This window comes from Inquilinus limosus DSM 16000 (genome assembly GCF_000423185.1).
Taxonomy (GTDB): domain Bacteria; phylum Pseudomonadota; class Alphaproteobacteria; order DSM-16000; family Inquilinaceae; genus Inquilinus; species Inquilinus limosus.
Genome location: NZ_AUHM01000018.1, coordinates 137,922 through 162,107, shown reverse-complemented (window position 1 = coordinate 162,107; position 24,186 = coordinate 137,922). Strand labels below are relative to the sequence as shown.

The following is a 24,186-nucleotide window of genomic DNA, read 5'->3' as shown; positions in this document are numbered from 1 at the left end:
ACCAGCGCGGCAAGATCGGCATCGTCAGCCGGTCGGGCACGCTGACCTATGAGGCGGTGGCGCAGACCACGGCGGCCGGCCTCGGCCAGACCACCTGCATCGGCATCGGCGGCGACCCGGTGAACGGCACCAGCTTCGTCGACGCGCTGGAGCTGTTCCTCGGCGACCCGGAGACCGAGGGCATCATCATGATCGGCGAGATCGGCGGCGACGCCGAGGTGATGGGCGCCGAGTTCATCAAGGCCAGCGGCACCACCAAGCCGGTGGTCGGCTTCATCGCCGGCCGCACCGCGCCCCCGGGCCGCCGCATGGGCCATGCCGGCGCCGTCATCTCCGGCGGCCACGACACCGCCGACCACAAGATCGAGGCCCTCAAGGCCGCCGGCATCGCCGTCGCCGACTCCCCCGCCGCTCTGGGCAGCACGATGATCCGGGTGCTGCAGGGCGGCGCCAGGGCGGCCGCCGAATAACGGCCACGAGATGCTGCGGCGCAGCCACGATTCCGGCTTGCCAGCGCGGCGGAAACGTTCTTTGGTATCTCAGGTTCTGCATTTGGTATGCCAGAGGGCCCGCCATAACGGCCCCGGATAACAACGACATAACCGAGGGGAGGGGCAGCCGATCGACACATCGGCACGACGGGTACTGCTGACCCACCGAATCCGGTCCACGCCGGTCCGGCGGCCGCAGTCCGGCGCACCCCTCCTCGAGGACGATGGCGTCCGTCACGGGCCGTCACCTCCGATGCCATGGGGTTGCCTCAACCGACATGCGAAGGATTGGGACGGAAATGCTGACTGAAACCTCATCTCAGACGGAGCCGGTTCGCAAAGGGCCGCCGGGGGGACGCTGGCTGCAGCTGCTCATCGGCATCGTCTGCATGGCGATGGTGGCCAATCTGCAATATGGCTGGACCCTGTTCGTCGGCCCGATCGATGCGACGCATCACTGGGGTCGGGCGGCGATCCAGGTCGCCTTCACCATCTTCGTTCTGACCGAGACTTGGCTGGTGCCGGTCGAAGGCTGGTTCGTCGACAAGTTCGGGCCGCGCGTCGTCGTCCTGGTCGGCGGCCTGCTCTGCGCCATCGCCTGGGCGATGAACTCGGCGGCGGATTCGCTGACCATGCTCTACATCGCCGCCGCCATCGGCGGCATCGGCGCCGGCGCCGTCTACGGCACCTGCGTCGGCGCGGCGCTGAAATGGTTCCCGGACCGGCGCGGCCTGGCGGCGGGGCTGACCGCGGCCGGCTTCGGCGCCGGCTCGGCCCTGACCATCGTGCCGATCGCCAACATGATCCACTCCTCGGGCTATGAGGCGACCTTCCTGACCTTCGGCCTGATCCAGGGCGGGGCGGTCGTGGTGCTGTCCTTCCTGCTGGCGACACCGGCCAAGGGGCAACTGCCGGTGGTGAAGCCTAAGGTGGTGCAGACCCGCCGCGACTATGCGCCGGCGGAGATGCTGCGCAGCCCGGTGTTCTGGGTGATGTATGCGATGTTCGTCATGGTGGCCTCGGGCGGCCTGCTGGCGACGGCGCAGCTGGCCCCGATCGCGGCCGACTTCAAGATCGGCGACACCCCGGTCAGCCTGCTGGGTCTGACCATGCCGGCCCTGACCTTCGCGCTGTCGCTCGACCGCGTGCTGAACGGCGTCACCCGGCCGTTCTTCGGCTGGGTCTCGGACCATATCGGCCGCGAGAACACGATGTTCCTCGCCTTCTTCCTGGAGGCGGTCGGCATCGTCATGCTGATGGAGTTCGGCCAGGACCCGGTGCTGTTCGTGATCCTGACGGCGATGGTGTTTTTCGCCTGGGGCGAGATCTACTCGCTGTTCCCGGCGACCTGCGGCGACACCTTCGGGTCGCGCTACGCCACCACCAATGCCGGGCTGCTGTACACCGCGAAGGGGACGGCCTCGCTGGTGGTGCCCTTCGCCAATGTCGCGGTCAGCCAGCTCGGCAGCTGGGACATGGTGTTCATCTTCGCCGCGCTGGTGAACGTGGTCGCGGCGGTGATGGCGATGTTCGTGCTCAAGCCGATGCGGGCCCGGGCGCTGGAACAGGCGCGGGCCCAGGCCGCCCTGGACGGGGAGCCGCGCCTCGCCAACTGAACCGGGCCGGGACGACCCCGGCAATCGAGACAATCCCCGGGAGGCAAGCCTGCTTGCCTCCCATTTCTTTGCGCGCGTGCCTCACATCGCCCGCATGAAGCTGGCCCAGGCCGGGTCGGCGGCTTCGGATTCGTCGGGCTGCGGGGCGCGGCCGAAGCGGGAGGCGGGGCGCAGCGCCAGCGGGGCGCGGCCCATCTCCGCCGGGGCCAGCCGGCCCGCGGCATAGGCCAGAAGCGCGAAGCCCAAGGCGGCACCGAGCACGAGAAGGGTGGTCATATCGCTCTCCTGCGTTCGTGTTGCGCTGCACATATGGCAGCGCGGCAGGGAGAGTGCAATGAAATCTGGTATACAAAATACATAGTACAGTTTTGCATTTCTGCATGACAGCCGATGCGCCAGGGAGCGGGCTCTCCCGCTGCTCGCCCGCCCCCGGCCTGCCAAGTCTATCCTTCGACTTGGCGCCGCAGTGTCTCCAGATGCCGCATGGCCGTGACGCCGTCGCGGATGGTGGGAGCGTCGGCCGCCTCGTCGCGGAAGGCCTTCAGCGTCACCTCCAGCAGGGCGTGGTAGCCCTTCACGTCCTCGTTGGCGGCGGCGGTGAAGTTGGGCGACCAGGTCAGGGCGTCCTGAGTGCCGGACAGCGTGGCACCGGGATCCTGGGTCTTGAAGGCGGGGTCGCGGTAGTAGGTCACGTCGATCACGTTGCGCACCTCCAGCCGCCGGTGGTCGCCCATGATCTGGATGAATTCCATCGGCGTGCCGCGCGACTGCACCGTGCCCATGACGATGGTGCCGATGGCGCCGCTGTCGAAGCCCAGCGCGATGTGCATCAAGAGGCGCCCCGGCCCGTTCTCGACCTTGCGCGCCGTGAGCTCGCGGATCGGCGAGGCGGCCAGGAAGGCCGGCAGGTCCATGTAGTGGATGCAGTGGTGCAGGAAGAATCCCGAATAGTCGACCGCGCCGCGGAAATAGGTCGGCGCCGTCATGTAGGAGCCGTAGAAGCCCAGCACCGGGCCGAACTCGCCGCCGCGGACGATGTTGCCGGCGATGCGGTTGCCGATCGACCAGCGTTTCATGAAGCCGACCACCAGCGGCTTGCCGGCGCGCTCCGACGCCGCCAGCAGCTCCTCCGCCTGCGCGAGAGTGCCGCCGGGCGGCTTCTCCATGAACACCGGCAGCCCCTTGGCCAGGGCGGCTAGGCCGATGGCGTGGTGCGCGGCGGGGCCGACCGCCATGCCGACCGCGTCCAGCCCGGGATGGGCCAAGAGGTCGCGATGGTCGGCGTAGGTCGCGCGGACGCCGAACTGGCGGGCGGCGCGGGCCAGGTTGGCGCCGTCGACGTCGCACAGCGCCACGAGCTCGACATCGTGGCGCGTCAGCTGCGGCAGCAGCATCTGGGTCGCGTGGGTGCCGCAGCCGATCCAGCCGATCTTCATCGCCGATGTCTCCCCATCGCCAAAGCGCCGCGCAGCAGGGCCAGGCTATGCGTCAGCTTCTCCGTCTCGTCCTCATGCGGCGGCCGCCATTGCGCGATCGGCACGCCGAAGCGGTCGTCGTCGCGGCGGAACGGCTCGACCGAGATCGGCCCCTCATAGCCGACCTCGGCCAGCGCCCGCGCCACCGCCACCCAGTCGGTCGCGCCGGTGCCGACGAAGCCGCGGTGGTTCTCGTTCGCCTGGAAATGGACGAAGCGGTCGCCGGCCAGGCGGATCGCCTCGGCGATGTCCGCCTCCTCCATATGCATGTGGAAGGTGTCGAGCATCAGCCGCACCTCCGGCCGGCCGACCAGATCGATCAGCTCCAGCCCCTGGCGGGTGGTGCACAGGACGTCGGTCTCGAACCGGTTCAGCGGCTCGACCGCCAGCGTCACCCCGTGGTCTCGGGCGGCGTCGGCGGCCCGGCGCAGCCCGTCGACGCACCAGTCCTGCCGGCGCAGGCGCAGATCCTCCGGCACCGGCGCCGGCGGCCGGCCGGCGAAGACCAGCGGGTTGCCGTAGAGCGGCCCGCCGACGATGCGGGCGCCGAGCTTTTCGGCGCAGTCGGCGGCGTAGCGCAGATACGCGACCCCGGCCTCGCGCGCGGCGGCACCGTCGCCGGTCAGGTTGCGCTGCAGGTTGACCCGGGCGGCCAGGACGACGGAGAGGCCGGACCCCTCCAGCGCCCGGCGGGTCTCGGCGAGGTCGAGCTCGCCCGGCTCCGGCACCAGCAGCTCGATGAAGTCGTAGCCCATGGCGCGGATCCGCTCGAACCAGCCGAAGTGCTCGGCGGTGAAGGGGCGCGCGACCTGCATGGAGATGAGGCCGATCGGGTTCGGCATTGTCGGGATCACTTTCGGTCGAGGGTCGGTCATCCCTTCACGGCGCCCTGGGTCAGGCCGCCGATCAGGCGTTTCTGGACGAGGAGGAACAGGATGGTGGCGGGCAGGGCGCCGACCACGCCGCCGGCGGTCAGCAGGCCCCATTCGATCTGGTACTCGCCGATCAGGGTCTGGATCGCGACGGTCATGGTGCGGACGGTGCGGCCGCCCAGCGTCAGGGCGTAGAGGTATTCGTTCCAGGCGGTGATGAAGATGTAGATGCCGGTCGCGACGAGCCCGGGGATGCAGAGCGGCAGGATCACCCGCCACAGCGCGCCGAGGCGACTGCAGCCATCGGTCATCGCCGCCTCGTCCAGGCTCTTCGGGATGGCGTCGATGTAGCTCGTCATCATCCAGATCGCGAAGGGGATGGCGACGGTGGCGTTGGCGATGATCAGCGCGATGTGGGTGTCGAGCAGCCCGAGCCGCCGCATCAGCACGAACAGCGGCAGGATCAGCAGCACGATCGGGAACATGTTGATGACCAGGAACTGGACCATCAGCAGCCGGCGCCCGGCGAAGCGGAAGCGCGAGAAGGCGTAGGCCGCGGTGACGCTGAGCGTCAGCCCGACCGCGACCGTGCCCAGCGCCACGATCAGGCTGTGGCCCATGTTCGCGAGGAAGCTGGTGCGGCCGAACAGCCGCTCGTAGCTGGCAGCGGTCCAGGCCGACGGGTCGGCGGCGACGCCGCGGCCGACGATGTCGTCCGGCGGCGTCAGCGAGGTCAGCGCCATCCACAGATAGGGGCCGAGCGCGAAGCCCGCGATCAGCAGCATCGGCAGATGGATCATGGCGACGCGCTGCCAGGGGGAGCTGCGGGTGACCATCAGTCCATGGTCCTCGTGGTGCGCCGCAGATAGGCCAGGACGAAGCCGGCGAGCAGCAGAGTGAAGATCACCGCCAGCGCCGAACCGTAGCCGAAGTCGAGATTGGTCCTGGCCTTGATGAAGGCGTAGAGCGGCAGGGTGTGGGTGGCGTAGCCGGGGCCGCCGCCGGTCATGACGAAGATCACGTCGATCGAGTTGGCGACCCAGATCAGCCGCAGCAGCACCGCGGTCGCGATCACCCCGGCGATCGAGGGCAGGGTGATCCGCCAGAACTGCTGCCAGGGCGTCGCGCCGTCGATCGCCGCCGCCTCGTACAGGTCGCGCGGCACCGCCTGCAGCCCGGCCAGGATCATCACTGCAAAGAAGGGGAAGCCCTGCCAGGTCAGGGTCAGGATGATGGCATAGAGCGACGTGCCGGGATCGGCCAGCCAGGGGAAGGCGCCCTGCAGCATGCCGAGCCGGACCAGCACGTCGTTCAGCACCCCGGCGTTGGGGTCGTAGATCCAGCGCCACATCAGGGCGATGACGACGCTGGGCAGCGCCCAGGGGATGATGACGACGGCCCGCGCCAGCGGCCGCCACCAGAAGCGCTGGTTCAGCAGCAGCGCGGTGACGAGGCCGAGCAGCAGCTGGGCCGGGACCGTGATCCCGACCCAGAGCGCCGTGTGCTGCAGCGAGGTCCAGAACACCGGGTCCGCCAGTGCCTTGGCGAAGTTGTCGAGCCCGGCGAAAGGCATCCGGTTCGGCCGGAACAGCACGAATTCGTGCAGGCTGAGGACCAGCGCCTGCAGCATCGGCAGGAACACGATCAGCAGCGTCACCAGCACCGCCGGGCTCAGCAGCACATAGGGCAGGATCCGGGTCCGCTTCTCGCCGCGGGCCGGCGCCGCCCGGGCCGTCGCCAGGGTCATCGACATCGGGTCCTCGGCCTTACTGGGCGTAGAGCTGCTCGATTTCCTGCATCATCTGCTCCGGCGTGATCTCGCCGGTCAGGGCCCGCTGCATCGCCGCCGGCCAGACCGTGTTGACGAAATCAGCGGTCTGGGAGACGGCGGGCAGGCTGTGGGCGAAGGGCAGGGACTGGACGGTGGCGTCGACGAAGCGCTTCTCGTGCAGGGTCCACTTCGCCGCGCCGCTCTTGGTCACCGGCAGCTGGCCGGTGGCCTTGTTGAACTCGACATTGGCGTCGCCGCTGGCCAGGAAGGCGATCCACTTCCAGGCGGCGTCCTTGTCCTCGGCCGAGGACAGGACGGCGAGGGATTCGTCGCCGTAGGAGGTCCAGCGGCCGCCGTTGCATTCCGGCACGGAAACGGCGGAGACCTTGTCGCCCAGCGCCTTCACCATGCCGGCGGAGGAGCCGATGTGGTGGATCGTCATCGCCGTCCGGCCCTGCTGGAAGGCGGCGATGATCTCCTGGAAGCCGTCATTCGGCGCCGAGGGCGGGAACAGCTTCTGGCCGCGATAGAGATCGACCAGCCAATTGTTGGCGGCGATCACCTCCGGCGTCGTCAGCCCGCCCTTCTCGAACTTGGCGCCGGCCGAGAGGACGAAGGGCCCCCAATGGTCGTAGCCGCCCTTGCCGCCGCGGAAGCCGAAGCCCCAGAGGTCCGGCTGCCCGTCGCCATTGGTGTCGCGGGTCAGCGCCTCGGCCGCCTTCTGGAATTCGTCGCAGCTCTTCGGCGGCTGCAGCCCGGCCTCGGCGAACAGGTCGGCGCGGTAGTAAAGATAGGAGACGACGTATTGGACCGGCAGGTAGTACTGCTGTCCGTCCGGCCCGGCATTGATCTTCAGCAGGTCGTCCTGCAGATCGGCCTTGCCGTCCCAGCCGGCGATCCGGTCGTCCAGCGGCTCCAGCGCCTCCATCTCCACCAGCCGCGGCTGGGCGAACAGCTTCACCATCGCCGCATCCGGCGCGTTGCCGCCGGCGATCGCGGTGTAGAGGTTGTCGTAATAGCTGTTCCAGGGGATGTTCTCGGCCTCGACCTTGATCCCCGGATTGGCCGCCTCGAACTTGGCGACGAGATCCGCCACCGGGTTGTCCGGATTGTCGAAATGGTACCAGAAGCGGACGGTGCTCTCGGCCTGCGCCGTCCCCGCGGCCAGAACCAGCAGCGCGGCCAGGGCCGCACCCTGCATCTTCCTCATGACGTTTCCTCCTCCCTCTATGCGTTGTCGTTGAAGCGCCGGGCCCAGGCCCCGGCCTCGGCGAAGGCCGTTCGGGCCTTTTGCAGCGCGGTGGTCATCTGCATGAAGCCGTGGATCACGCCGCGATGGACCCGCACCGGGTCCGCCCGTCCCAGCGCCCGCAGCCGCTCCCCGAGCGCCAGCGTGTCGCTGAGCAGCGGGTCGAGCCCGGCGGCGTTGAGATAGAGCGGCGGCAGCGTCCGCAGCGCGGCGTCCGACGCCATGAGGGGCGAGATCAGCGGCTCTTCCCAGGTGGCGGGATCGGGCGCGTACCAGTCCCGGTACCGGATCATCTTCGCGGTGGTCAGGCCGTAGCCGCCGGGGCCGAAGCGCCGGTGGGACTCGGTGTCGTGGTTGACGGCATAGACGCCGTAGAACAGCAGGCCGAAACCCGGCAGCTTCCGGCCGGCGTCCTGTTCGCGCAGCATCAGCGCCAGCGCCAGGTTGGCGCCGGCGGAATCGCCCGATACGCCGACCGGACCGGCGAGGCCATGCTGCGCCAGCACCTCCGGCAGGGCGCGCCAGGCCGCGATCGCGTCGTCCAGCCCGGCGGGGTAGGGATGTTCCGGCGCCAGGCGATAGTCGATGCCGATCACGGCCATGCCCGTGGCCTCGGCCAGGCAGCGCATGGCCCGGTCATGGGTGTCGAGGCTGCAGAAGGCCCAGCCGCCGCCATGGATGTAGAGGATCGCACCGCGCGCCGATGGCGGCCGGAACAGACGGGCGGGGCGAGGGGCGATGCCACCGGGCAGCACCAGCGCCTCCGTCTCCATCGGCGGCAGCTCCTGGTTCCAGCGGCGGTTGCCCGCCTCGGCCTGGGCCCGGCCCGCGGCGGCCGGCAGGGTGGTCGGGTCCGGCAGGTGCCCGTCCTCGGCGGCCAGCCGCGCCATGATCGCCGCCATCTCGGGGTTCGGGGCGTCGTTCGGATCGAAGCCGGTCATGCCGTGCGGCCCTCCTCGGCGGCGCCGAAGATCGACGGGCCGACATCGACGATGGTTTCGATATGGTGGCCGATGGCGGCGACCGCCGCGGCCTCGTCCCGCGCCGTCAGCGCCTCGACGATGGTCCAGTGTCGCCGGGCCGTGGCCATCAGGTCGCGCCGCTCGCCGCTGCGGGTGATCTTGAAGCGGTGGTTGTGCAGGATGCAGCGGTGCAGCAGCGGCTCCACCGCCGGCAGGCCGGCGGTCCGGAACAGGCGGCGGTGGAAGGCGCGGTCCAACTCGGTCTGCCCGTATTCGTCTCCGGCCCGCGCCTTCGCCTCCATCCCCTCGATCAGGGCGGTCAGGTCCGGCAGCAAGGCGGGGTCGGGGCGCCGCAGGGCGCGGACGATGCCGCGGGTCTCGATGCCATGGCGCAGCCGGAACATCTCGACGGCCTCGTCCTCGGTGCAGTCGGCGACGCGGGTGCCCTTGTGCGGCTGGCGATGCACCAGCCCTTCCTCCTGCAGCGCCAGCAGCGCCTCGCGCACCGTGCCCTGGCTGCACTGGAAGCGCTGCGCCAGCTCCAGCTCCAGCAGGGCCAGCCCGGGCGCGAGCTCGCCCAGCATGATCATGCGCTTGAGGCCGTCGAAGACCTCCGCGCTCTTGCCGGGCCGCACGCCCTCCTGCGCGATGGCGAGCATCTGCATCCCTGATTCGAATTATCGATATTGATAACGATATCGATAATTTGAGGATGTGCAAGCCCGATCCCAACCATAGGCAAAAGCCGTCATGGCGAGCCCGAAGGGGCGTGGCCATCCAGGGCAGCTCGCACCGGCCCCAGGATGGCCACGCCGGCTTCGCCGGCTCGCCATGACGACCCTCGAGGCGTGTTGGGAATCACGCGGCGGTCTGGCTGATCACGGCGCAGGCGCGCTTCAGGGCGTCCAGCGTGTCCATCAGCCGGACCTCCTGCCCGTGGCGCTTGATGCAGGTGATGATCATGCTGGCGACGGCGTGGCCGCTGCGGTCCAGGATCGGGCAGCAGATGTCGGTCAGGCCGACGAAATCCCGGCTCTCATGCAGCTCGAAGCCGCGGTCGCGGATGCGGGCCAGGTCCCTCGTCAGCTCCGCCTCGGTCACCCGGCCCTGCGCCTGGGGCAGGCTCTCGCGGATCAGGCGCTGCTGCGTCTCCGGCGGCTGGAAGGCGATGATCACCTGGCCCGAGGTGGCGTCCACCGCCGGCCGGTTGAAGCCGAGATTGAGGGTGAAGCTGATGTCCGGCTCGCCGGAGACGGAGGCCAGGACGACGGTGCGGCCGCGGTACAGCACCACCAGATGGGCGGAATGGCCGGTCTCGGCGGCCAGCGCGTTCATCACCGGAACCGCCTCGGTCACCAGGTTGCGCACCCGCGGCGTGCGCAGCCCCAGCGAGAACAGCCGGTTGGTCAGCGTCAGGTCGTCGGTGGCCGGGTCGCGGGCGAGGTAGTCCCGCTCCAGCAGCACCATCACCATGCGGAAGATCTCGCTCTTCGACCGGCCCAGCTCATCGGCGATGCGGGTCAGGGACAGCGGCTCGTCGCGGCTGGCCAGCAGTTCCAGGATGTCCAGGCCCTTCTCCAGCGCCGGCGCCGAATAGCCCGCCTTCTTCTCCGTCACATTCAACCCCCAAGCGATTCCGGGCCGGACTGTATCGCCGCCGCCGGCGTTCCGATGAGTGTTTTATATATGATGTTGACATCACCAATAAAACAACCCTAGCGTTTCTCCACGGCGGCGACGACAGCCGCAGGGGGGAGGCATTCGCGGTGGAAAACATCGAGACCGTGGCGGTGGGATCCAGCAGGGGCGGGCCGGCCGTGCGCCGCAGCACGGCGTTCACCGATATCGACTTCGACAAGCCGGGCCGGCAGGTCGGCTTCTTCCACATCCCGCAATCGCCGGACGACGACGCCTGGGGCACGGTGCGCATCCCGCTGGCGGTGATCGCCAACGGCACCGGCCCGACCGTGATCCTCGAGGGCGGCAATCACGGCGACGAATACGAGGGGCCGATCACCCTCGGCGAGATCATCCGCGACCTCGACCCCGGCACGATCCAGGGCCGGCTGATCCTGATCCCGGCGATCAACCTGCCGGCGGTGGTGGCCGGCAAGCGCACCTCGCCGGTCGACGGGCTGAACTTCAACCGGACCTTCCCGGGCGAGCCGGCCGGCACCATCACCCGGCAGATCTCGGCCTATGTGCAGGACGTGCTGCTGCCGCTGGGCGACGCCTTCCTCGACCTCCATTCCGGCGGCTCGTCGCTTGATATCCTTCCGAGCGCGATCGTCGAGCCGGCGGCCGATCCGGCGCATCTGCGGCGCAACATCGACGCCGTGCTGGCCTTCGACGCGCCGATCACCGTCGTGGTCGACAATCTGGGCGAGCCGCGCACCGCCACCGCCGCCGCCGTCGCCGCCGGGCTGACCGTGGTCGGCACCGAGATGGCGGGGGCGGGCACCGTGTCGCTCGACGCGCTGGCCCTCTGCCGGCGCGGCGTGCGCAGCGTGCTGGCGCATCTCGGCGTGCTCGATCCGTCCTTCGCGACGCCGCGCCGGCCCGATCCGAAGGTCTATGAGGTGCTGGGCGCCTCCGCCTATGTCATCGCCAGCGATGACGGCGTGTTCGAGCCCTATCATCGCAACGGCGCCGAGGTGCGGGCCGGGCAGCCGGCCGGGCGGATCCATTTCCTGCACGATCCCGGGCGCGCGCCGGTCGAGCTGCGCTACGGCGCCGACGGCATCGTCTACGCCCGGCGCCAGCCCGGGCGGGTGCGGCCCGGCAACTGCTGCCTGGTCGTCGCCTCGCCCTATCGCGGGAGCCTCGGATGATCGGCTTCGGCGACATCACGGCCGCGGCCGACCGGATCCGCGGCCATGTCCGGCGGACGCCGCTGATCCGGGCGGACCAGCTGCTCGAGGCGCCGACAGCGGCGCCGCTGTGGCTGAAGCTCGAGTGCCTGCAGGTCACCGGCTCCTTCAAGGCGCGTGGGGCGACCAACCGCCTCTTGGCCGCCGACCCGGCGGCGCTGGCCCGCGGCATCGTCACCGCCTCGGGCGGCAATCACGGCCTCGCCGTAGCCCGCGCCGGGCATCTCGCCCGGGTGAAGACCACCGTCTTCCTGCCCGGCAACGCGTCCCCGGCCAAGCGCGCCAAGCTGGCCGGCTGGGGCGCGGAGATCCGGATCGAAGGCATGGTGTGGGACGAGGCCGACCGCGCCGCCCGCGCCTTCGCCGGGGAGACGGGCGCCGTCTACTTCCATCCCTTCGCCGATCCCGAGGTGGTCGCGGGGCAGGGCACGGTGGCGCTGGAGATCGCCGAGGAGCTGCCGGAGGTCAGCCTGTTCCTGATCGCGATCGGCGGCGGCGGCCTGGCCGCCGGCATGGCGACGGCGATCCGCGCCACCTATCCGAAGGCCCGGATCGTCGGCATCGAGCCCGTCGGCTCCCCGACCCTGCGCGCCAGCCTGGACGCGGGGCGGGTGGTGACGCTCGACGCCGTCACCACCGCGGTGCCGACCATGGCCTGCGGCCGCACCGATCCGCGCATCTTCGACATCATCCGCAGCACCGTCGACGAGGTGGTGCTGATCGAGGACCGGGACATGGAGCGGGCGGCGCGCTGGCTGTGGTTCGAGCTCGGCCTCGCCGCCGACCTCAGCGGCGCCGCCTCGGTCGCGGCGCTGCAATCCGGCCGGGTCGTGCCGCGCCACGGCGACGTGGTCTGCGGCCTGGTGTGCGGCGCGGGGACGGACGGCCTCGCCGCCTGAGCGCGGGGCCCGGAGGCAAAGCCCTCCCAACAAGAACACTGCAACCGAGGCTTCACAGGAGAGGACGAGAACGATGATCAAGCATGTGCTGTCCGGCGTGGCCCTCACCGCGGTCCTGGCCCTGTCGGGCCTCGCATCCGCCGCCGAGCCGGTGCTCGGCCTCGCCGCCATCGACCTGCAGAACTCCTTCTTCGTGCGGATGAAGGAGGCGGGCGACACCGCCGCCAAGGACTACGGCGTCCAGGCGACCTGGCAGAGCGCCGAAGGCAGTCTGGAGAAGCAGGTCGCCATCATCGAGAACTTCATCAACCAGAAGGTCGACGCGATCCTGGTCGACCCGCTGGACAAGAACGCCCTGCTGCCGGTGATCAAGAAGGCCGAGGCCGCCAAGATCCCGGTCATCACCATGGGCAACAAGGTCGAGGGGGGCTGGAACACCTCGACGCTGTATCCGGACCAGGAGAACATGTCGATGGTGGCCCGCGCCCTCGGCACGACCCTCGGCGGCGAGGGTGAGGTCGCGCTGCTGGTCGGCACCCGCGGCAACTTCGTCTCCGACACCCGCGAGAAGGCCTTCACCGAGACGTTGGCCAAGGAGTTCCCGAACATCAAGCTGGTCGGCATCCAGCCCACCGGCTGGGATTCGGCCAAGGCCACCGACGCGGCCCAAACCTGGCTGACCACCTATCCGGACCTGAAGGCGATCGGCTGCATCTCGGACTCCATGTGCCTCGCCGCCAGCGCCGTGGCCCAGGCGATGGAGCGCAAGCTGCTCTATGCCGGCTATGACGGCGACGAGGAGATGCACCCGCTGCTCGAGGACGGGTCGATGGTGATGGACGTCCTGACCGGCGCCTATCGCGTCGGCTACTGGAACATCGCGGTCGCGGCGCGGCTGGCCAAGGGCGAGAGCATGCCCAAGGACCTGTACATGCCGACCTATTTCGTCACCTCCGACGCCACCGCCCAGGCGCTGGCCGGCAAGGGGCTGAAGGTCGAGCACATCACGCCGGAGGCGGCGACCAAGGCGGCGAAGGCCTATACCGAGCAGCTGGGGCCGCAGCAGCCCACCTCCGCCATGACCATCGGCCAGTGACCGGAGGGGCGAAGGGCAGGGAGGGGGCCATGTCTCCGAAGACGGCGGATGCAGCCCCGGCGCGGCGCGTCCTGCTCGCCGGCGCGGGTTTCGGCAACGACCTGGTGCTGGCCGGGCTGATCCTGCTGGTGCTGGTCGGCTTCGGCCTGGCCGGGCCCGGCTTCCTGTCCTTCGCCAACCTCGTCTCGATCGGCCAGCAGACGGCGGTGATCGCCATCGTCGGCTTCGCCATGACCGCGGTGATCATCGCCCGCGGCATCGACATCTCGGTCGGCAGCACCCTCGCCGTCGCCGGCATCGTCGCCGCCCAGGCCTACGGCGCGACCGGGTCGCCGCTGCTCGGCATCCTCGCGGCGCTGGCCGCCGGCGGCGCCATCGGGCTCGTCAACGGCCTGCTGATCAGCGCCGTCGGCATCAGCCCCTTCATCGCCACCCTGGCGACGCTGGCGGCGGGGAAGGGTGCGGCGCTCAGCCTGTCCGGCGCCTCCAGCATCCCGGTCGACAGCCCGGTGCTGCTCTGGGCCGGCAGCGCCGACATCGCCGGCGTCCCGGCGTCGCTGCTGCTGGCGCTGCTGCTGCTCGCCGGCTGGTGGGCGCTGCTGCACCGCACCGTGCTCGGCCGCTGGATCTTCGCGGTCGGCGGCAATGCCGGCGCGGCTAGGGCCTCGCTGATCCCGGTCCGCAGCGTGCAGACCCTGACCTATGTCCTGGCCGGCATGTCGGCCGGGCTCGGCGCCGTGGTCATCATCGGCCGCCTCGGCTCGGCCCAGCCTCTGGCCGGCACCGGGCTGGAGTTCGCGGCGATCACAGCCGCCATCGTCGGCGGCACCAAGCTGTCGGGCGGCGAAGGCAGCGTCACCGGCACCGCGCTGGGCGCGCTGCTGCTGGGCGCCATCAACACCGGCCTGTCCTTCCTGCAGGTGCCGCAGCAGGCGATCTACATCGTCACCGGCGGTCTGGTCCTGTTCGCGGTGCTGCTGAGCCAGCGCGACCGGCTGGCGGCCACCGTGGCGAAGTGGCGCCGCCGCAGCCGCGCCGCCCACACGGCGGAGGAGGCGGCCCAGGCCGTTCCGCGCCGGCTGGACCGGCACGAGCTGCGCATCGTCGGCCTCGGCAAGGTCTTCCCCGGCGTCAAGGCGCTGGAGGGCGTGGCTTTCGACATCTGCGCCGGCGAGGTGGTGGCGCTGGCGGGCGAGAACGGCGCCGGCAAGTCGACGCTGGTGAAGTGCCTGTCCGGCGTGCACCAGCCGGACGAGGGCGGGCTGATCCTGGATGGCCGCCCGGTGCGGCTGCGCACCCCGGCGGAGGCGGCGGCGGCCGGCATCGCCGTGATCCACCAGCATTTCAGCCTGGTGCCCGACCTGACCGTGGCCGAGAACCTGTTCCTGGGGCGCGAGCCGGGAGGCATCGCCCTGCGCCGGGCCGAGATGCGGCGCAAGGCGCAGGAGGTGATCGACCAGTTCGGCCTCGGCCTGCGGCCCGACGACCGCGTCGGCAACCTCACGGTCGGCCAGCGCCAGATGGTCGAGATCGCCAAGTCGATGCTGTCCGAGGCTTGGCTGGTGATCATGGACGAGCCGACCAGCGCCCTGTCGACCCGCGAGCGCGACCGCCTCTACGAGCTGATCGGCCGGATGAAGGGGATCGGCTGCGCCATCCTCTACATCTCACACAAGATGGAGGAGATCTTCACCCTGGCCGACCGCGCCGTGGTGCTGCGCGACGGCCGCTTCGTCGGCGACCGCGCGATCCGCGACCTCGACGAGCCGGCGCTGATCGGGATGATGGTCGGCCGCGACATCGGCAACGTCTTCCCGCACCGGCCGGTGCCGCGCGGCGACCTGCTGGCGGCGGTCGAGGACATCGCTGACGGCGGGCTGCTGCGTTCGGCCAGCCTGACGGTGCATGCGGGCGAGGTGGTGGCCCTGGCCGGGCTGATGGGCAGCGGCCGGTCCGAGGTGATGCGCTGCATCGCCGGCCTGTCCGCCCACCGCGCCGGGACGATCCGGATCGGCGGCGCCGAGCTACCGGCCGGCGATGCGCGGCGGGCAAATGCGCTGGGCGTCGCCTATGTGCCGGAGGACCGGCATCTCGAAGGCTTCGTCGGGCCGATGTCGATTCAGGACAACGTCACCCTGGCGTGGATCCGCGCGAAGTCCGCGCTGGGACTGGTGCGGCCATCGGCCCTGGCGGCCGAGGCCGGGCGGCTGATCCGTCAGCTCGGCGTCCGGCCACCCGATCCGCGCAAGCGCGTCGGCGATCTGTCCGGCGGCAACCAGCAGAAGGTGGTGATCGGCAAATGGCTGGCGACGCGCCCGCGGGTGCTGCTGCTGGACGAGCCGACGCGCGGCGTCGATGTCGGCGCGAAGTCGGAGCTGCACGCGCTGATCGCCGAGCTGAAGGCGCAGGGTGCCGGGATCCTGATGGTGTCGAGCGAGCTGCCCGAGGTGCTGGGCGTCGCCGACCGCATCGTGGTGATGCATGAGGGCCGCACCGCCGGCGAGCTGCCGCGCGGGGCGACCGAGACCGAGGTGATGGCGCTGGCCTTCGGCCGCGGCGCCGGGGCGCAACGCCTGACGAAACAGGAGAGGGTAGCGGGATGAGCAGGATGAGATTGGCCATCGTCGGCGCCGGCTTCATGGGGCAGTTCCACGCCCAGGCGATCGCCGGGCTGGAGACGGCGACCTTGTCGGCGGTCGTCGACCTGTCGGCGGAGCTCGGCCGCAAGACGGCCGACCAGTACGGCGCCCGGCACTTCGCGGACATCGATGCGGCGCTGGCCGCCGATGCCGCCGACGCCTATGTCGTGGCGCTGCCGGACACGCTGCATCGCGACGTCACCTGCGCCCTGCTCGAGGCCGGCAAGCCGGTGCTGGTCGAGAAGCCGATGGCGCACACGCTGGAGGCGGCGCAGGCCATGGCCGCGGCGGAGAGAAAGGGCGGCGGCCGCCTGCTGGTGGCCCATATCCTGCGCTTCGACCCGCGCTACGTGCAGGCGGCGGAGGCGGTGCGGGCCGGCAAGATCGGCGACCCGATCCACGCCACCTCCGGCCGGTTCACGGTGCGCGACATCGGCACCCGCATGAACGGCTCCTCCAGCGTCTGCTTCTATCTCGGCGTGCACGACGTCGACGCTCTGCAATGGATCAGCGGCGCCGACGTCACCCGGGTCTATTCCCGCGCCGTCTCCAAGCTGATGCCGAGCCTGGGCGTCCGGTCCGAGGATGCGATCTTCACCACCTGCGAGATGTCGAACGGCATGGTCGGCCAGCTCTATTTCGGCTGGTCGCTGCCGAGCGACATCCCGACCGGGATCTGGGCCCGGACCGAGGTGGTCGGCACCAAGGGCGTGGTCGATCTCGATGTCCGCGACCACGGCCTCAGGGTGCTGTCGAGCGGCGCCTGGAGCCTGCCGGACGGGCTGCACTGGCCGACCGTCAACGGCCGGATCATGGGCGACCTGTACGAGGAACTGCGCCACTTCGTGCAGGCGGTGCGCGAAGACAAGCCCTTCGTCATCTCGCTGCCCGAGGCGCTGCGCGCCGTCGCGGTCAACGACGCGATCCGGCGCAGCGTCGCCAGCGGCCAGCCCGAAGCAGTCGCCGACTGGCGCGGCTGACCGGAGCGGTCCGATGGACATCCGCCATCCCTGGCTCCGCCGCGCCCTCGATCTCGCGCCGCTGCTGCTGCTGATCCTGCTGGTGGCGGCGTTCGGGCTGATCGATGCGCGGGTGGTGACGCCCGACAGCCTGCGCAACGTGCTGGCCCAGGCCACGCCGGTGGCGCTGCTGGGGCTCGGCGCCTTCGTGGTGCTGCTGACCGGGGGCATCGACCTCTCGGCCGGGGTGGCGGTCGCCTTCTGCAGCGTGGTGATGGCCGGGCGGCTGGATGCCGGCGATCCGCTGGCCCTGGCCCTTCTCGCCGGCCTTGCCACCATGGCGCTGCTGGGTCTGCTGAACGGCCTGCTGGTCGGCTACCTGCGCGTGCCGCCCTTCGTCGTCACCCTGGCCACCATGGTGGCGGTGCAGGGGGCGACGCTGTGGGCGGCGCAGAAGGGCGTGCTGATCCTGAAGAGCCCGACACTGAAGGACATCGGCATCGGCCAGACGGCCGGCGTGCCGAACTCCGTGCTGCTGGTCGGGCTGATCGCCATCGGCGCCTGGTGGCTGATGCGGCAGACGCGCTTCGGCCTGCGCACCTACGCCATCGGCTCCGACCCCGCTGCGGCGCAGCTGGCCGGGGTGCCGCTGCCGCGGCAGCAGCTGCTGACCTATGTCGTCGCCGCGGTCTTCACCTTCCTGACCGCGGTGCTGATGATCAGCCGCGTGCCGGTCGTCACCCCCAATCTCGGCGGCACGCCGCTGCTGCTGGACGCCATCGCCGCGGCGGTGCTCGGCGGCACCAGCATCTTCGGCGGCCGCGGCACGGTGGCCGGGGTGGTGATCGGCGCCGTCATCGTCAGCCTCCTGACCAATGCCCTGCGCGTCTTCGGCGTGGACCCCTCCAGCATCGATCTGTTCAAGGGCGCGATCATCGTCCTGGCGCTGATCGCCGATGCCGGGATCCGGATGCTGCGCCTGCGCCTCGATGAAGGACGTATCGGATGACCTCGCCCCCCTTTGCTCCCGGCCCTGGCCGCCTGGCCTGGAGTTCATCACCGGAACTCGGCCAGGTCCGCGGCGCCGTGCTGGTGCCGACCGGCGCCGTGGAACAGCACGGGCCGCACCTCGCCACCGGCGTCGACATCTGGCTGGCGACCGCGGTGGCGCTCGGCGTCGCCGGCCGCGATCCGTCGATCCGGGTGGCGGAGCCGATCTCCTACGGCTCCTCGGCGCATCACCTGGCCTTCCCGGGCACGATCAGCCTGCGGCCCTCGACCTTCATCGCCGTGGTGGTCGATGTCTGCCGGTCCCTGGCCCGCGACGGCTTCTTCCCGATCGTGCTGAACGGCCATGGCGGCAACCGCGGCGCGCTGCAGGTGGCGGTGTCGGAGCTGGGCGCCGACGGCGTGCGCAGCGCCGCCTTCTCCTATTTCGACCTGATCCGCGAGGACGCGGCGGCGATCCTGCCCGATGCCGACCAGGGCTGCGGCCATGCCTGCGCGCTGGAGACCTCGCTGATGCTGCACCTGTTCCCGGGCTCGGCGCGGGAAGGGGCGATCCCGGCCGGCGGCACGCCCTCCTGCTGGCCCGACCCGCATCTCTACTCCCCCAGCCCGATCACGATCTGGCGCGGCTTCGAGGAGATCAATCCGACCGGGGTGATCGGTCGCCCCTCCGATGCCACCGCCGAGGCCGGGGCGAGGCTGTACGAGGCCGCCGTCAGCCGGTCGCTGGAGGCGGTGCTGCGCCTCCGCGACAGCTTCGTGCAGGCCTGACCCCTCCCTCCAACCGAGACGATCCCGATGAAGACGATCAAGGGCCTGAAGGTCACCACCGCGCCGTCCGGCGCCCCGGTCAGCCGCATGCGCATCGGCGGGCGCTGGGAGGAGGGCAGCTCCGGCGAGTTCCTGGAGGTCACCAGCCCGGCCACCGGGGCGGTGGTGGGCTTTGTGCCGCTCGGTACCCGCGCCGACGCGCAACGGGCGATCGCCGCGGCCAATGCGGCCAAGCCGAAGATCGCCGGCCTGTCGGTGTGGGAGCGGGCGAAGCTGTGTTTCGCCGTCGCCGACGCGATCGAGGGCCGCAAGGAGGCGCTGGCCCGCACCCTGTGCCTGGAGCAGGGCAAGCCCTACCACGCCGAGGCGCTGGGCGAGGTCGGTGCCGCGGTCGCCGCCTTCCGCAACGCCGGCGAGCAGATCAAGTGGTTGGAGACGGCGTGCTTCCCGGTCGAGGACCGCAACAAGCGCGCCTTCAGCTTCCTGCAGCCCAAGGGCGTGTTCGGCATCGTCACGCCCTGGAACTTCCCGCTGGCGCTGCCGTCGATCTATTATCTCGGGCCGGGCCTCGCGACCGGCAACGCCATGGTCTGGGTGCCGGCGCCGACCACCTCGATCATCGCCGAGAAGCTGATGGAATGTCTGATCGAGGCCGGCGTGCCGGACGGCGTCATCAACCTCGTGATCGGCGACGGGCCGGAGGTCGGCGACGAGGTGGTGTCCAATCCCGGCACCGACGCCGTCGCCTTCACCGGCAGCTCGGAGACCGGGCGGATCATCGCGTCCCGCGGCGCCGGCAAGCCGCTGATGATGGAGCTGGGCGGCAACGGCCCGACCATCGTCCTCGCCGACGCCGATCTCGACACCGCCGCGGCGCGGGTGGCGGCGGGCTGCTTCGCCAATGCCGGCCAGATCTGCACCGCGACCGAGCGCATCCTGGTGGACGATTCGGTGCACGACGCCTTCGTCGAGAAGCTGGTCGCGGCGGCGCGGGCGGTGAGGATGGGCGACCCGTTCGACCCCGCCACCACCATGGGGCCGCTGAACAACGAGCCGAACGCACAGAAGGTTGACGCCCATCTGGCCGACGCCCGGCAGCGCGGCGCCTCGATCCTGTTCGGCGGCGGCCGGGCCGAGGGGCTGGCGACGCGGCTGCACTACCAGCCGACGGTGATCGCCGACCTGTCGCCGGACAGCCTCTTGAACGTCGACGAGACCTTCGGCCCGGTGGTGCCGGTGCTGCGCTTCCGCGACGAGGAGGAGGCGCACCGTATCGTCGCCAAGAGCCGGCTCGGCCTGTCCGCCGCGGTGTTCACCCAGACCATCCGCCACGCCTTCCGCTGGGCCGAGGCGCTGAAGGTCGGCATCGTCAACGTCAACGAGATGAGCCCCTATTGGGAGATGCACATCCCGGCCGGCGGCGCGGCGGGGACCAGCAGCGGCATCGGCCGCACCGGCGGTCGCCACACGCTGCTGGAGATGTCGGATCTGAAGACCGTGACCATCGACATCAGCCGGTGAGGCGGTCGGCGGCCTCACGAACCCTCTCCGTCATCGCGAGACGCGCAGCGCCGTGGCGATCCATGGGCCGGTGCCACTGGATCGCCGCACCCCTTCGGGGCTCGCGATGACGGGAATGTCCCACAGATCAGAGGGCGGCGACTCTATGAGGCGATGGAGCAAATTTTCATTTAAAAATTCTGATTGATAAAAAGTTCCGTCTCCATACGATGGCGTCATGACCGACGCCGCCTCCGCCCTTGCCTCCGTCCTCGACCGCCTGCGCGGCCGATTGATCGTGTCCTGCCAGCCGGTCGTGGGCGGTCCGCTCGACCGCACCGAATTCGTGGTGGCGCTGGCCCGGGCCGTGGTCGGCGCCGGCGCCGCCGGCCTCCGGATCGAGGGGGTGGAGCGCGTCGCCGCGGTCTGCCGCATCGCCGGCGTGCCGGTGATCGGCATCGTCAAGACCGACCTGGCCGACAGCCCGGTGCGGATCACGCCGCATCTCGCCGATATCGACGCGCTGGCCGAGGCCGGCGCCGGGATCATCGCCTTCGACGCCACCGACCGCGTCCGGCCGGTCGCGGTGGCGGAGATGGTGACGCGCATCCATCGCCACGGCCGCATCGCCATGGCCGACGTCTCGACCCGGGCGGAAGGCCGGGCGGCTGCGGCGGCCGGGGCCGACATCGTCGCCTCGACCCTCGCCGGCTATGTCGCGGGGCCGGAGCCGACGGAGCCGGATCTGGCCCTGGTCGCCGACCTCGCCGCCGACGGCTTCACCGTGATCGCCGAGGGCAATGTCCGGACGCCGGAGCATGCCGCCTCGGCTTTGGCCGCGGGGGCGCATGCGGTGGTCGCCGGCTCGGCCATCACCCGACCGGAGCATGTGACGCGCTGGTTCCTCGACGCGATCGGCGCGGACTGAGGTCCATCCTTCAACCAAAACAAACAGGGGGCAACGACGATGACAATGCTGCGCAAGACCCTACTGGCGGGGCTGGCCCTGCCGTTCCTGTCCTCCGCCGCGATGGCCGGCGAGGTCACGCTGCTGTTCTGGCCGGGGCCGGAAAGCGAGGCGATGCAGAAGGCGATCGACGCCTATAATGCCGGGCCGGGTCAGGCGGACGGCGTCACCGTCAAGCAGCTGCTGTTCAGCCGCCAGGGCTATTTCGAGAAGGAGCAGGCGGATCTCGCGGCGGGGTCGAGCGAGTTCGACCTGGCGCTGGTCACCACCTACACGCTCGGCCGCTACGCGCCCTATCTGGAGCCGATCGACGCCCAGGTGCCGGCCGAGGCCAAGGCGGCCTTCGCGCCGGTGGCGCTGCAGTCCCTCACCCTGGACGGCAAGCTGTATGGCGTGCCGACCGACATCTCGCTGCACTTCCTCTACTACCGCAAGGACCTGGTCGACCGGCTGCTGTCGGACGCGGAGTGGCAGAAGCGCTACGCCGAGATCGCCAAGGAGAAGCTCGGCAAGGACCTGCAGCCCAAGGCGCCGGACGACTGGAACTGGGACGACTGGATCGCCGCCGCTTTGTTCTTCAGCGCCGCCGAGAATTCCGACAGCCCGACCCGCTTCGGCAGCGTGCTGCAGATGAAGAACCTGATCTTCAACGTCATGCTGTGGCAGGCGACGCTGGTGTCGAATGGCGGCGACTGGCTGGCCGACGGCAAGCCGGCGATCGACGGCCCGGCCGGCCGTACGGGCCTGCAGGTCTACAAGACCCTGATCGACGCCAAGGCGACGCCGCCGGGGTCGATCAGCTACGAATACGCCGAGGCCAACGCCGCCTTCCAGGCGGGCCAGGCGGCGACCATGCTGCAGTGGAACGCGGCCTATAACGAGCTGAACGACCCGGCCAAGTCGCCCGCCGTCGCCGGCAAGATCGGCCTGGCCCCGCTGCCGGCCGGCAGCGCCGGGCACAAGACCCATGTCCATTCCCTCGGCATCGGCCTGAACAAGGCGTCGAAGAACAAGGGCGACGCCGGCAAGTTCCTGGCCTGGCTGGCGGGCAAGGACGCGCTGACCGTCTACGCCCAGGCCGGCGGCACCCCGCCGGTGCCGGAGATCCTGAAGGCGATGGCGGCGACCCGGCCGGAATTCCCGCTGGTCGGGGATTTCGTCGACCGCTACGGCTTCGTCGTCACCGGCGGCACCGCCGCCTATGCAGTGCCGGTCTACGAGGTGCTGGCCGAGAAGTTCTCCGCCTTCTGGGCCGGGCAGATCGACCTCGACACCGCGCTGAAGCAGGCGGCCGAGGGCATGGCCGCGCGGATCAAGGGCTGATGGCATCGACCGCGGGGGCCGGGCGCCGGCCCTATGAGGGGCGCTGGGACGGGCTGTGGCTGCTCGGGCCGTTGCTGCTGTTCCTGGCGGCCCTGCTCGGCTTCCCGGCCGTCGCCAACCTCGTCTACAGCCTCAGCGAGGTTCGCTTCACCGGGCTGTGGTCGCCGCGCTGGGTCGGGCTCGACAACTACCGGGCGGTGCTGGCCGACCCGGCCTTCTGGGGCGCGGTCGGCTTCTCCGCCCGCTTCGCCGTGGCGGTCACCGCGGCGCAGCTGGTGCTCGGCTTCGCCCTGGTACTGGCGCTCGACCCGCTGATCGCCAGGCGGCGCTGGCTGATGGCGTTCCTGCTGCTGCCGATGATGGTGTCGCCGGCCCTCCTGGGCGTGATGTACCGGCTGATGCTGAACGACTTCGTCGGCATCATCCCGCAATACCTGCAGATGGTCGGCTTCAACGACAACCTGCTGGGCGTCGACTGGGCCTTCACCACCGTCGCGGCGATCGAGGTGCTGCAGTGGACGCCCTTCGCCTTCCTGGCGCTGCTGACCGCGTATCAGGCGATCCCGGGTGAGCTGGTGGAGGCGGCGCGGATCGACGGCGCCGGGCGCTGGGCGGTGTTCCGCCGCATCACCCTGCCGCTGATGGTGCCGGCGCTGGCGATCACCGGCTTCATCCGCTTCATCGACAGCTTCCGGGTGTTCGACCACATCTATGTGCTGACCGGCGGCGGCCCCGGCACACTGACCCAGAGCCTGTCGATCTACATCTACCGCACCTTCTTCCAGCAGGAGCGGATCGGCCCCGCCGTCGCCGCCTCGATGCTGCTGCTCCTGGCTTCGGTGGTGCTGCTGCGCCTCCTGATGGCCCAGATGCTGAAGGGATCGCGGCGATGACGCGCCTTATCGCCGGGCTGCGCTGGGCCGTGTTCCTGCTGGCGGTCTTCGTTCTCAACATCCCGGTCATCATCACGCTGCTGACCTCGCTGAAGACGACGCTGGACATCAACGCCTATCCGCCGGTCTGGCTGTTCACGCCGACCGCCGAGCACTACGTCACGGTGCTGACCGACCCGACACTCGACTTTCCGCGCTACCTGCTGAACTCGACCGCCATCGCCCTCGGCGGCACGGTGCTGGCGCTGGCGCTCGGCGTGCCGGCCGCCTACGCCATGGCGAAGCTGGGGAAGGGGACGAAAGCCGTCCTGCCCGTGGTCACCAATCTGCGAGCCCTGCCGCTGGTGATCTTCGCCATCCCCTTCTACCTGCTGTACCAGGCGCTCGGCCTGCTCGACACCCGGCTGGGCCTCGCTTTGATCTCCTGCATCATCAACCTGCCGCTGGCGCTGATCCTCTTGGTCGGCTTCCTGCAGGACCTGCCGCAGGAGATCGAGGAGGCGGCGCGGGTCGACGGCGCCTCCACCTTCGCCGTGCTGCGCCACATCGTGCTGCCGCTGGCCCGGCCGGTGCTGGTGGCGGTCGCGATCCTCAGCTTCATCTACAGCTGGAACGAGTTCCTGTTCGGCCTGATCCTGACCACCCGCAGCGCCGTGCCGGTGACGGTCGGGGCCACCTTCTTCATCACCTCCTGGGGCGTGAAGTGGGGCGCCACCGCGGCGGCGATGATGCTGAGCGTGCTGCCGCCGCTCTTGCTCGGCCTCGTCAGCTACCGCTATCTCGGCCGGGCGATGCTGGCGGGCGCGGTGAAGGGGTAGGATATGG

General features: G+C 70.3%; 22 protein-coding genes and 1 pseudogene. 14 read left to right on the top strand and 9 right to left on the bottom strand.

The window, feature by feature from the left end:
- Both G537_RS0117105 and oxlT read left to right on the top strand, forming a co-directional pair.
- Positions 1-470, top strand: a pseudogene (locus G537_RS0117105) (succinate--CoA ligase subunit alpha); the annotation flags it as partial.
- Between the two features lie 320 nt (positions 471-790).
- The gene (gene oxlT / locus G537_RS38410) at positions 791-2,107 is read left to right on the top strand and encodes an oxalate/formate MFS antiporter (protein ID WP_034851993.1); all 1,317 of its coding nucleotides are present in this window, start codon (positions 791-793) and stop codon (positions 2,105-2,107) included.
- 81 nt (positions 2,108-2,188) lie between these two features.
- On the opposite strand, the gene G537_RS0117095 is transcribed toward oxlT, so the two are convergent.
- The 9 genes from G537_RS0117095 to G537_RS0117055 all read right to left on the bottom strand — a co-directional run bounded on the left by G537_RS0117095 (position 2,189) and on the right by G537_RS0117055 (position 10,053).
- The gene (locus G537_RS0117095) at positions 2,189-2,383 is read right to left on the bottom strand and encodes a hypothetical protein (protein WP_026871162.1); all 195 of its coding nucleotides are present in this window, start codon (positions 2,381-2,383) and stop codon (positions 2,189-2,191) included.
- A 167-nt stretch (positions 2,384-2,550) separates the two neighbouring features.
- Positions 2,551-3,543 carry a Gfo/Idh/MocA family protein gene (locus tag G537_RS0117090; protein ID WP_026871161.1) on the bottom strand — a complete coding sequence of 331 codons (993 nt, stop codon included), beginning with the start codon at positions 3,541-3,543 and terminating at the stop codon, positions 2,551-2,553.
- Positions 3,540-4,424 (bottom strand): sugar phosphate isomerase/epimerase family protein, encoded by an 885-nt coding sequence (locus G537_RS0117085; protein WP_026871160.1) that lies wholly within the window; start codon positions 4,422-4,424, stop codon positions 3,540-3,542. The genes G537_RS0117090 and G537_RS0117085 overlap by 4 nt, the downstream gene beginning before the upstream one ends.
- Before the next feature lie 29 nt (positions 4,425-4,453).
- Positions 4,454-5,290, bottom strand: coding sequence for a carbohydrate ABC transporter permease (locus G537_RS0117080; RefSeq protein ID WP_155888634.1), 837 nt, complete (start codon positions 5,288-5,290; stop codon positions 4,454-4,456).
- Entirely contained in the window at positions 5,290-6,207 is a 918-nt protein-coding gene (locus G537_RS0117075; protein ID WP_034851992.1) for a carbohydrate ABC transporter permease, read from the bottom strand. Before G537_RS0117075 ends, G537_RS0117080 begins: the two co-directional genes overlap by 1 nt.
- Positions 6,208-6,220: 13 nt before the next feature.
- Complete coding sequence (locus G537_RS0117070) at positions 6,221-7,435, bottom strand: ABC transporter substrate-binding protein (RefSeq protein WP_026871158.1); 1,215 nt, start codon at positions 7,433-7,435, stop codon at positions 6,221-6,223.
- A 17-nt stretch (positions 7,436-7,452) separates the two neighbouring features.
- Complete coding sequence (locus G537_RS0117065) at positions 7,453-8,415, bottom strand: alpha/beta hydrolase (protein WP_026871157.1); 963 nt, start codon at positions 8,413-8,415, stop codon at positions 7,453-7,455.
- A complete protein-coding gene (locus G537_RS0117060) occupies positions 8,412-9,101 on the bottom strand; it encodes a GntR family transcriptional regulator (RefSeq protein WP_034851991.1) in 690 nt (229 codons plus the stop codon). Before G537_RS0117060 ends, G537_RS0117065 begins: the two co-directional genes overlap by 4 nt.
- 193 nt (positions 9,102-9,294) lie before the next feature.
- Complete coding sequence (locus G537_RS0117055; protein WP_026871155.1) at positions 9,295-10,053, bottom strand: IclR family transcriptional regulator; 759 nt, start codon at positions 10,051-10,053, stop codon at positions 9,295-9,297.
- 149 nt (positions 10,054-10,202) lie between these two features.
- On the opposite strand from G537_RS0117055, the gene G537_RS0117050 reads away from it, so the two are divergent.
- The 12 genes from G537_RS0117050 (at position 10,203) to G537_RS0116995 (ending at position 24,179) form a co-directional block, all read left to right on the top strand.
- The gene (locus G537_RS0117050) at positions 10,203-11,267 is read left to right on the top strand and encodes a succinylglutamate desuccinylase/aspartoacylase family protein (RefSeq protein WP_211230411.1); all 1,065 of its coding nucleotides are present in this window, start codon (positions 10,203-10,205) and stop codon (positions 11,265-11,267) included.
- A complete protein-coding gene (locus G537_RS0117045; protein WP_026871153.1) occupies positions 11,264-12,205 on the top strand; it encodes a threonine ammonia-lyase in 942 nt (313 codons plus the stop codon). The genes G537_RS0117050 and G537_RS0117045 overlap by 4 nt, the downstream gene beginning before the upstream one ends.
- A 73-nt stretch (positions 12,206-12,278) precedes the next feature.
- On the top strand, positions 12,279-13,301 hold the full coding sequence (locus G537_RS0117040; protein ID WP_026871152.1) for a sugar ABC transporter substrate-binding protein: 1,023 nt from the start codon (positions 12,279-12,281) through the stop codon (positions 13,299-13,301).
- A gap of 29 nt (positions 13,302-13,330) precedes the next feature.
- The gene (locus tag G537_RS42955) at positions 13,331-15,904 is read left to right on the top strand and encodes an ATP-binding cassette domain-containing protein (RefSeq protein ID WP_081688861.1); all 2,574 of its coding nucleotides are present in this window, start codon (positions 13,331-13,333) and stop codon (positions 15,902-15,904) included.
- Positions 15,901-16,920 (top strand): Gfo/Idh/MocA family protein, encoded by a 1,020-nt coding sequence (locus tag G537_RS0117030; protein ID WP_081688860.1) that lies wholly within the window; start codon positions 15,901-15,903, stop codon positions 16,918-16,920. The genes G537_RS42955 and G537_RS0117030 overlap by 4 nt, the downstream gene beginning before the upstream one ends.
- A 13-nt stretch (positions 16,921-16,933) precedes the next feature.
- Positions 16,934-17,908, top strand: a complete 975-nt coding sequence (locus G537_RS0117025; protein ID WP_026871149.1) for an ABC transporter permease — start codon at positions 16,934-16,936, stop codon at positions 17,906-17,908.
- A complete protein-coding gene (locus G537_RS38400) occupies positions 17,905-18,678 on the top strand; it encodes a creatininase family protein (RefSeq protein ID WP_081688859.1) in 774 nt (257 codons plus the stop codon). Before G537_RS0117025 ends, G537_RS38400 begins: the two co-directional genes overlap by 4 nt.
- 27 nt (positions 18,679-18,705) lie before the next feature.
- Positions 18,706-20,199 carry an aldehyde dehydrogenase family protein gene (locus G537_RS0117015; RefSeq protein WP_026871148.1) on the top strand — a complete coding sequence of 498 codons (1,494 nt, stop codon included), beginning with the start codon at positions 18,706-18,708 and terminating at the stop codon, positions 20,197-20,199.
- Positions 20,200-20,416: 217 nt separating this feature from the next.
- Positions 20,417-21,106, top strand: coding sequence for an N-acetylmannosamine-6-phosphate 2-epimerase (locus G537_RS0117010; RefSeq protein ID WP_034851989.1), 690 nt, complete (start codon positions 20,417-20,419; stop codon positions 21,104-21,106).
- A 45-nt stretch (positions 21,107-21,151) separates the two neighbouring features.
- Positions 21,152-22,468, top strand: coding sequence for an ABC transporter substrate-binding protein (locus G537_RS0117005; protein ID WP_026871146.1), 1,317 nt, complete (start codon positions 21,152-21,154; stop codon positions 22,466-22,468).
- Positions 22,468-23,361: a carbohydrate ABC transporter permease gene (locus G537_RS0117000; RefSeq protein ID WP_081688858.1), complete on the top strand. Its 894-nt coding sequence runs from the start codon at positions 22,468-22,470 to the stop codon at positions 23,359-23,361. The genes G537_RS0117005 and G537_RS0117000 overlap by 1 nt, the downstream gene beginning before the upstream one ends.
- Positions 23,358-24,179 carry a carbohydrate ABC transporter permease gene (locus tag G537_RS0116995; protein WP_034851987.1) on the top strand — a complete coding sequence of 274 codons (822 nt, stop codon included), beginning with the start codon at positions 23,358-23,360 and terminating at the stop codon, positions 24,177-24,179. The genes G537_RS0117000 and G537_RS0116995 overlap by 4 nt, the downstream gene beginning before the upstream one ends.
- The last annotated feature ends 7 nt before the right edge of the window (positions 24,180-24,186 follow it).

Excerpts from the sequence above, each read along its gene's own strand:
- oxlT (WP_034851993.1), top strand. The coding sequence starts at position 791 with ATGCTGACTGAAACCTCATCTCAGACGGAGCCGGTTCGCAAAGGGCCG.
- G537_RS0117095 (WP_026871162.1), bottom strand. The coding sequence starts at position 2,383 with ATGACCACCCTTCTCGTGCTCGGTGCCGCCTTGGGCTTCGCGCTTCTG.
- G537_RS0117090 (WP_026871161.1), bottom strand. The coding sequence starts at position 3,543 with ATGAAGATCGGCTGGATCGGCTGCGGCACCCACGCGACCCAGATGCTG.
- G537_RS0117085 (WP_026871160.1), bottom strand. The coding sequence starts at position 4,424 with ATGCCGAACCCGATCGGCCTCATCTCCATGCAGGTCGCGCGCCCCTTC.
- G537_RS0117080 (WP_155888634.1), bottom strand. The coding sequence starts at position 5,290 with ATGGTCACCCGCAGCTCCCCCTGGCAGCGCGTCGCCATGATCCATCTG.
- G537_RS0117075 (WP_034851992.1), bottom strand. The coding sequence starts at position 6,207 with ATGTCGATGACCCTGGCGACGGCCCGGGCGGCGCCGGCCCGCGGCGAG.
- G537_RS0117070 (WP_026871158.1), bottom strand. The coding sequence starts at position 7,435 with ATGAGGAAGATGCAGGGTGCGGCCCTGGCCGCGCTGCTGGTTCTGGCC.
- G537_RS0117065 (WP_026871157.1), bottom strand. The coding sequence starts at position 8,415 with ATGACCGGCTTCGATCCGAACGACGCCCCGAACCCCGAGATGGCGGCG.
- G537_RS0117060 (WP_034851991.1), bottom strand. The coding sequence starts at position 9,101 with ATGCAGATGCTCGCCATCGCGCAGGAGGGCGTGCGGCCCGGCAAGAGC.
- G537_RS0117045 (WP_026871153.1), top strand. The coding sequence starts at position 11,264 with ATGATCGGCTTCGGCGACATCACGGCCGCGGCCGACCGGATCCGCGGC.
- G537_RS0117040 (WP_026871152.1), top strand. The coding sequence starts at position 12,279 with ATGATCAAGCATGTGCTGTCCGGCGTGGCCCTCACCGCGGTCCTGGCC.
- G537_RS42955 (WP_081688861.1), top strand. The coding sequence starts at position 13,331 with ATGTCTCCGAAGACGGCGGATGCAGCCCCGGCGCGGCGCGTCCTGCTC.
- G537_RS0117030 (WP_081688860.1), top strand. The coding sequence starts at position 15,901 with ATGAGCAGGATGAGATTGGCCATCGTCGGCGCCGGCTTCATGGGGCAG.
- G537_RS0117025 (WP_026871149.1), top strand. The coding sequence starts at position 16,934 with ATGGACATCCGCCATCCCTGGCTCCGCCGCGCCCTCGATCTCGCGCCG.
- G537_RS38400 (WP_081688859.1), top strand. The coding sequence starts at position 17,905 with ATGACCTCGCCCCCCTTTGCTCCCGGCCCTGGCCGCCTGGCCTGGAGT.
- G537_RS0117015 (WP_026871148.1), top strand. The coding sequence starts at position 18,706 with ATGAAGACGATCAAGGGCCTGAAGGTCACCACCGCGCCGTCCGGCGCC.
- G537_RS0117010 (WP_034851989.1), top strand. The coding sequence starts at position 20,417 with ATGACCGACGCCGCCTCCGCCCTTGCCTCCGTCCTCGACCGCCTGCGC.
- G537_RS0117005 (WP_026871146.1), top strand. The coding sequence starts at position 21,152 with ATGCTGCGCAAGACCCTACTGGCGGGGCTGGCCCTGCCGTTCCTGTCC.
- G537_RS0117000 (WP_081688858.1), top strand. The coding sequence starts at position 22,468 with ATGGCATCGACCGCGGGGGCCGGGCGCCGGCCCTATGAGGGGCGCTGG.
- G537_RS0116995 (WP_034851987.1), top strand. The coding sequence starts at position 23,358 with ATGACGCGCCTTATCGCCGGGCTGCGCTGGGCCGTGTTCCTGCTGGCG.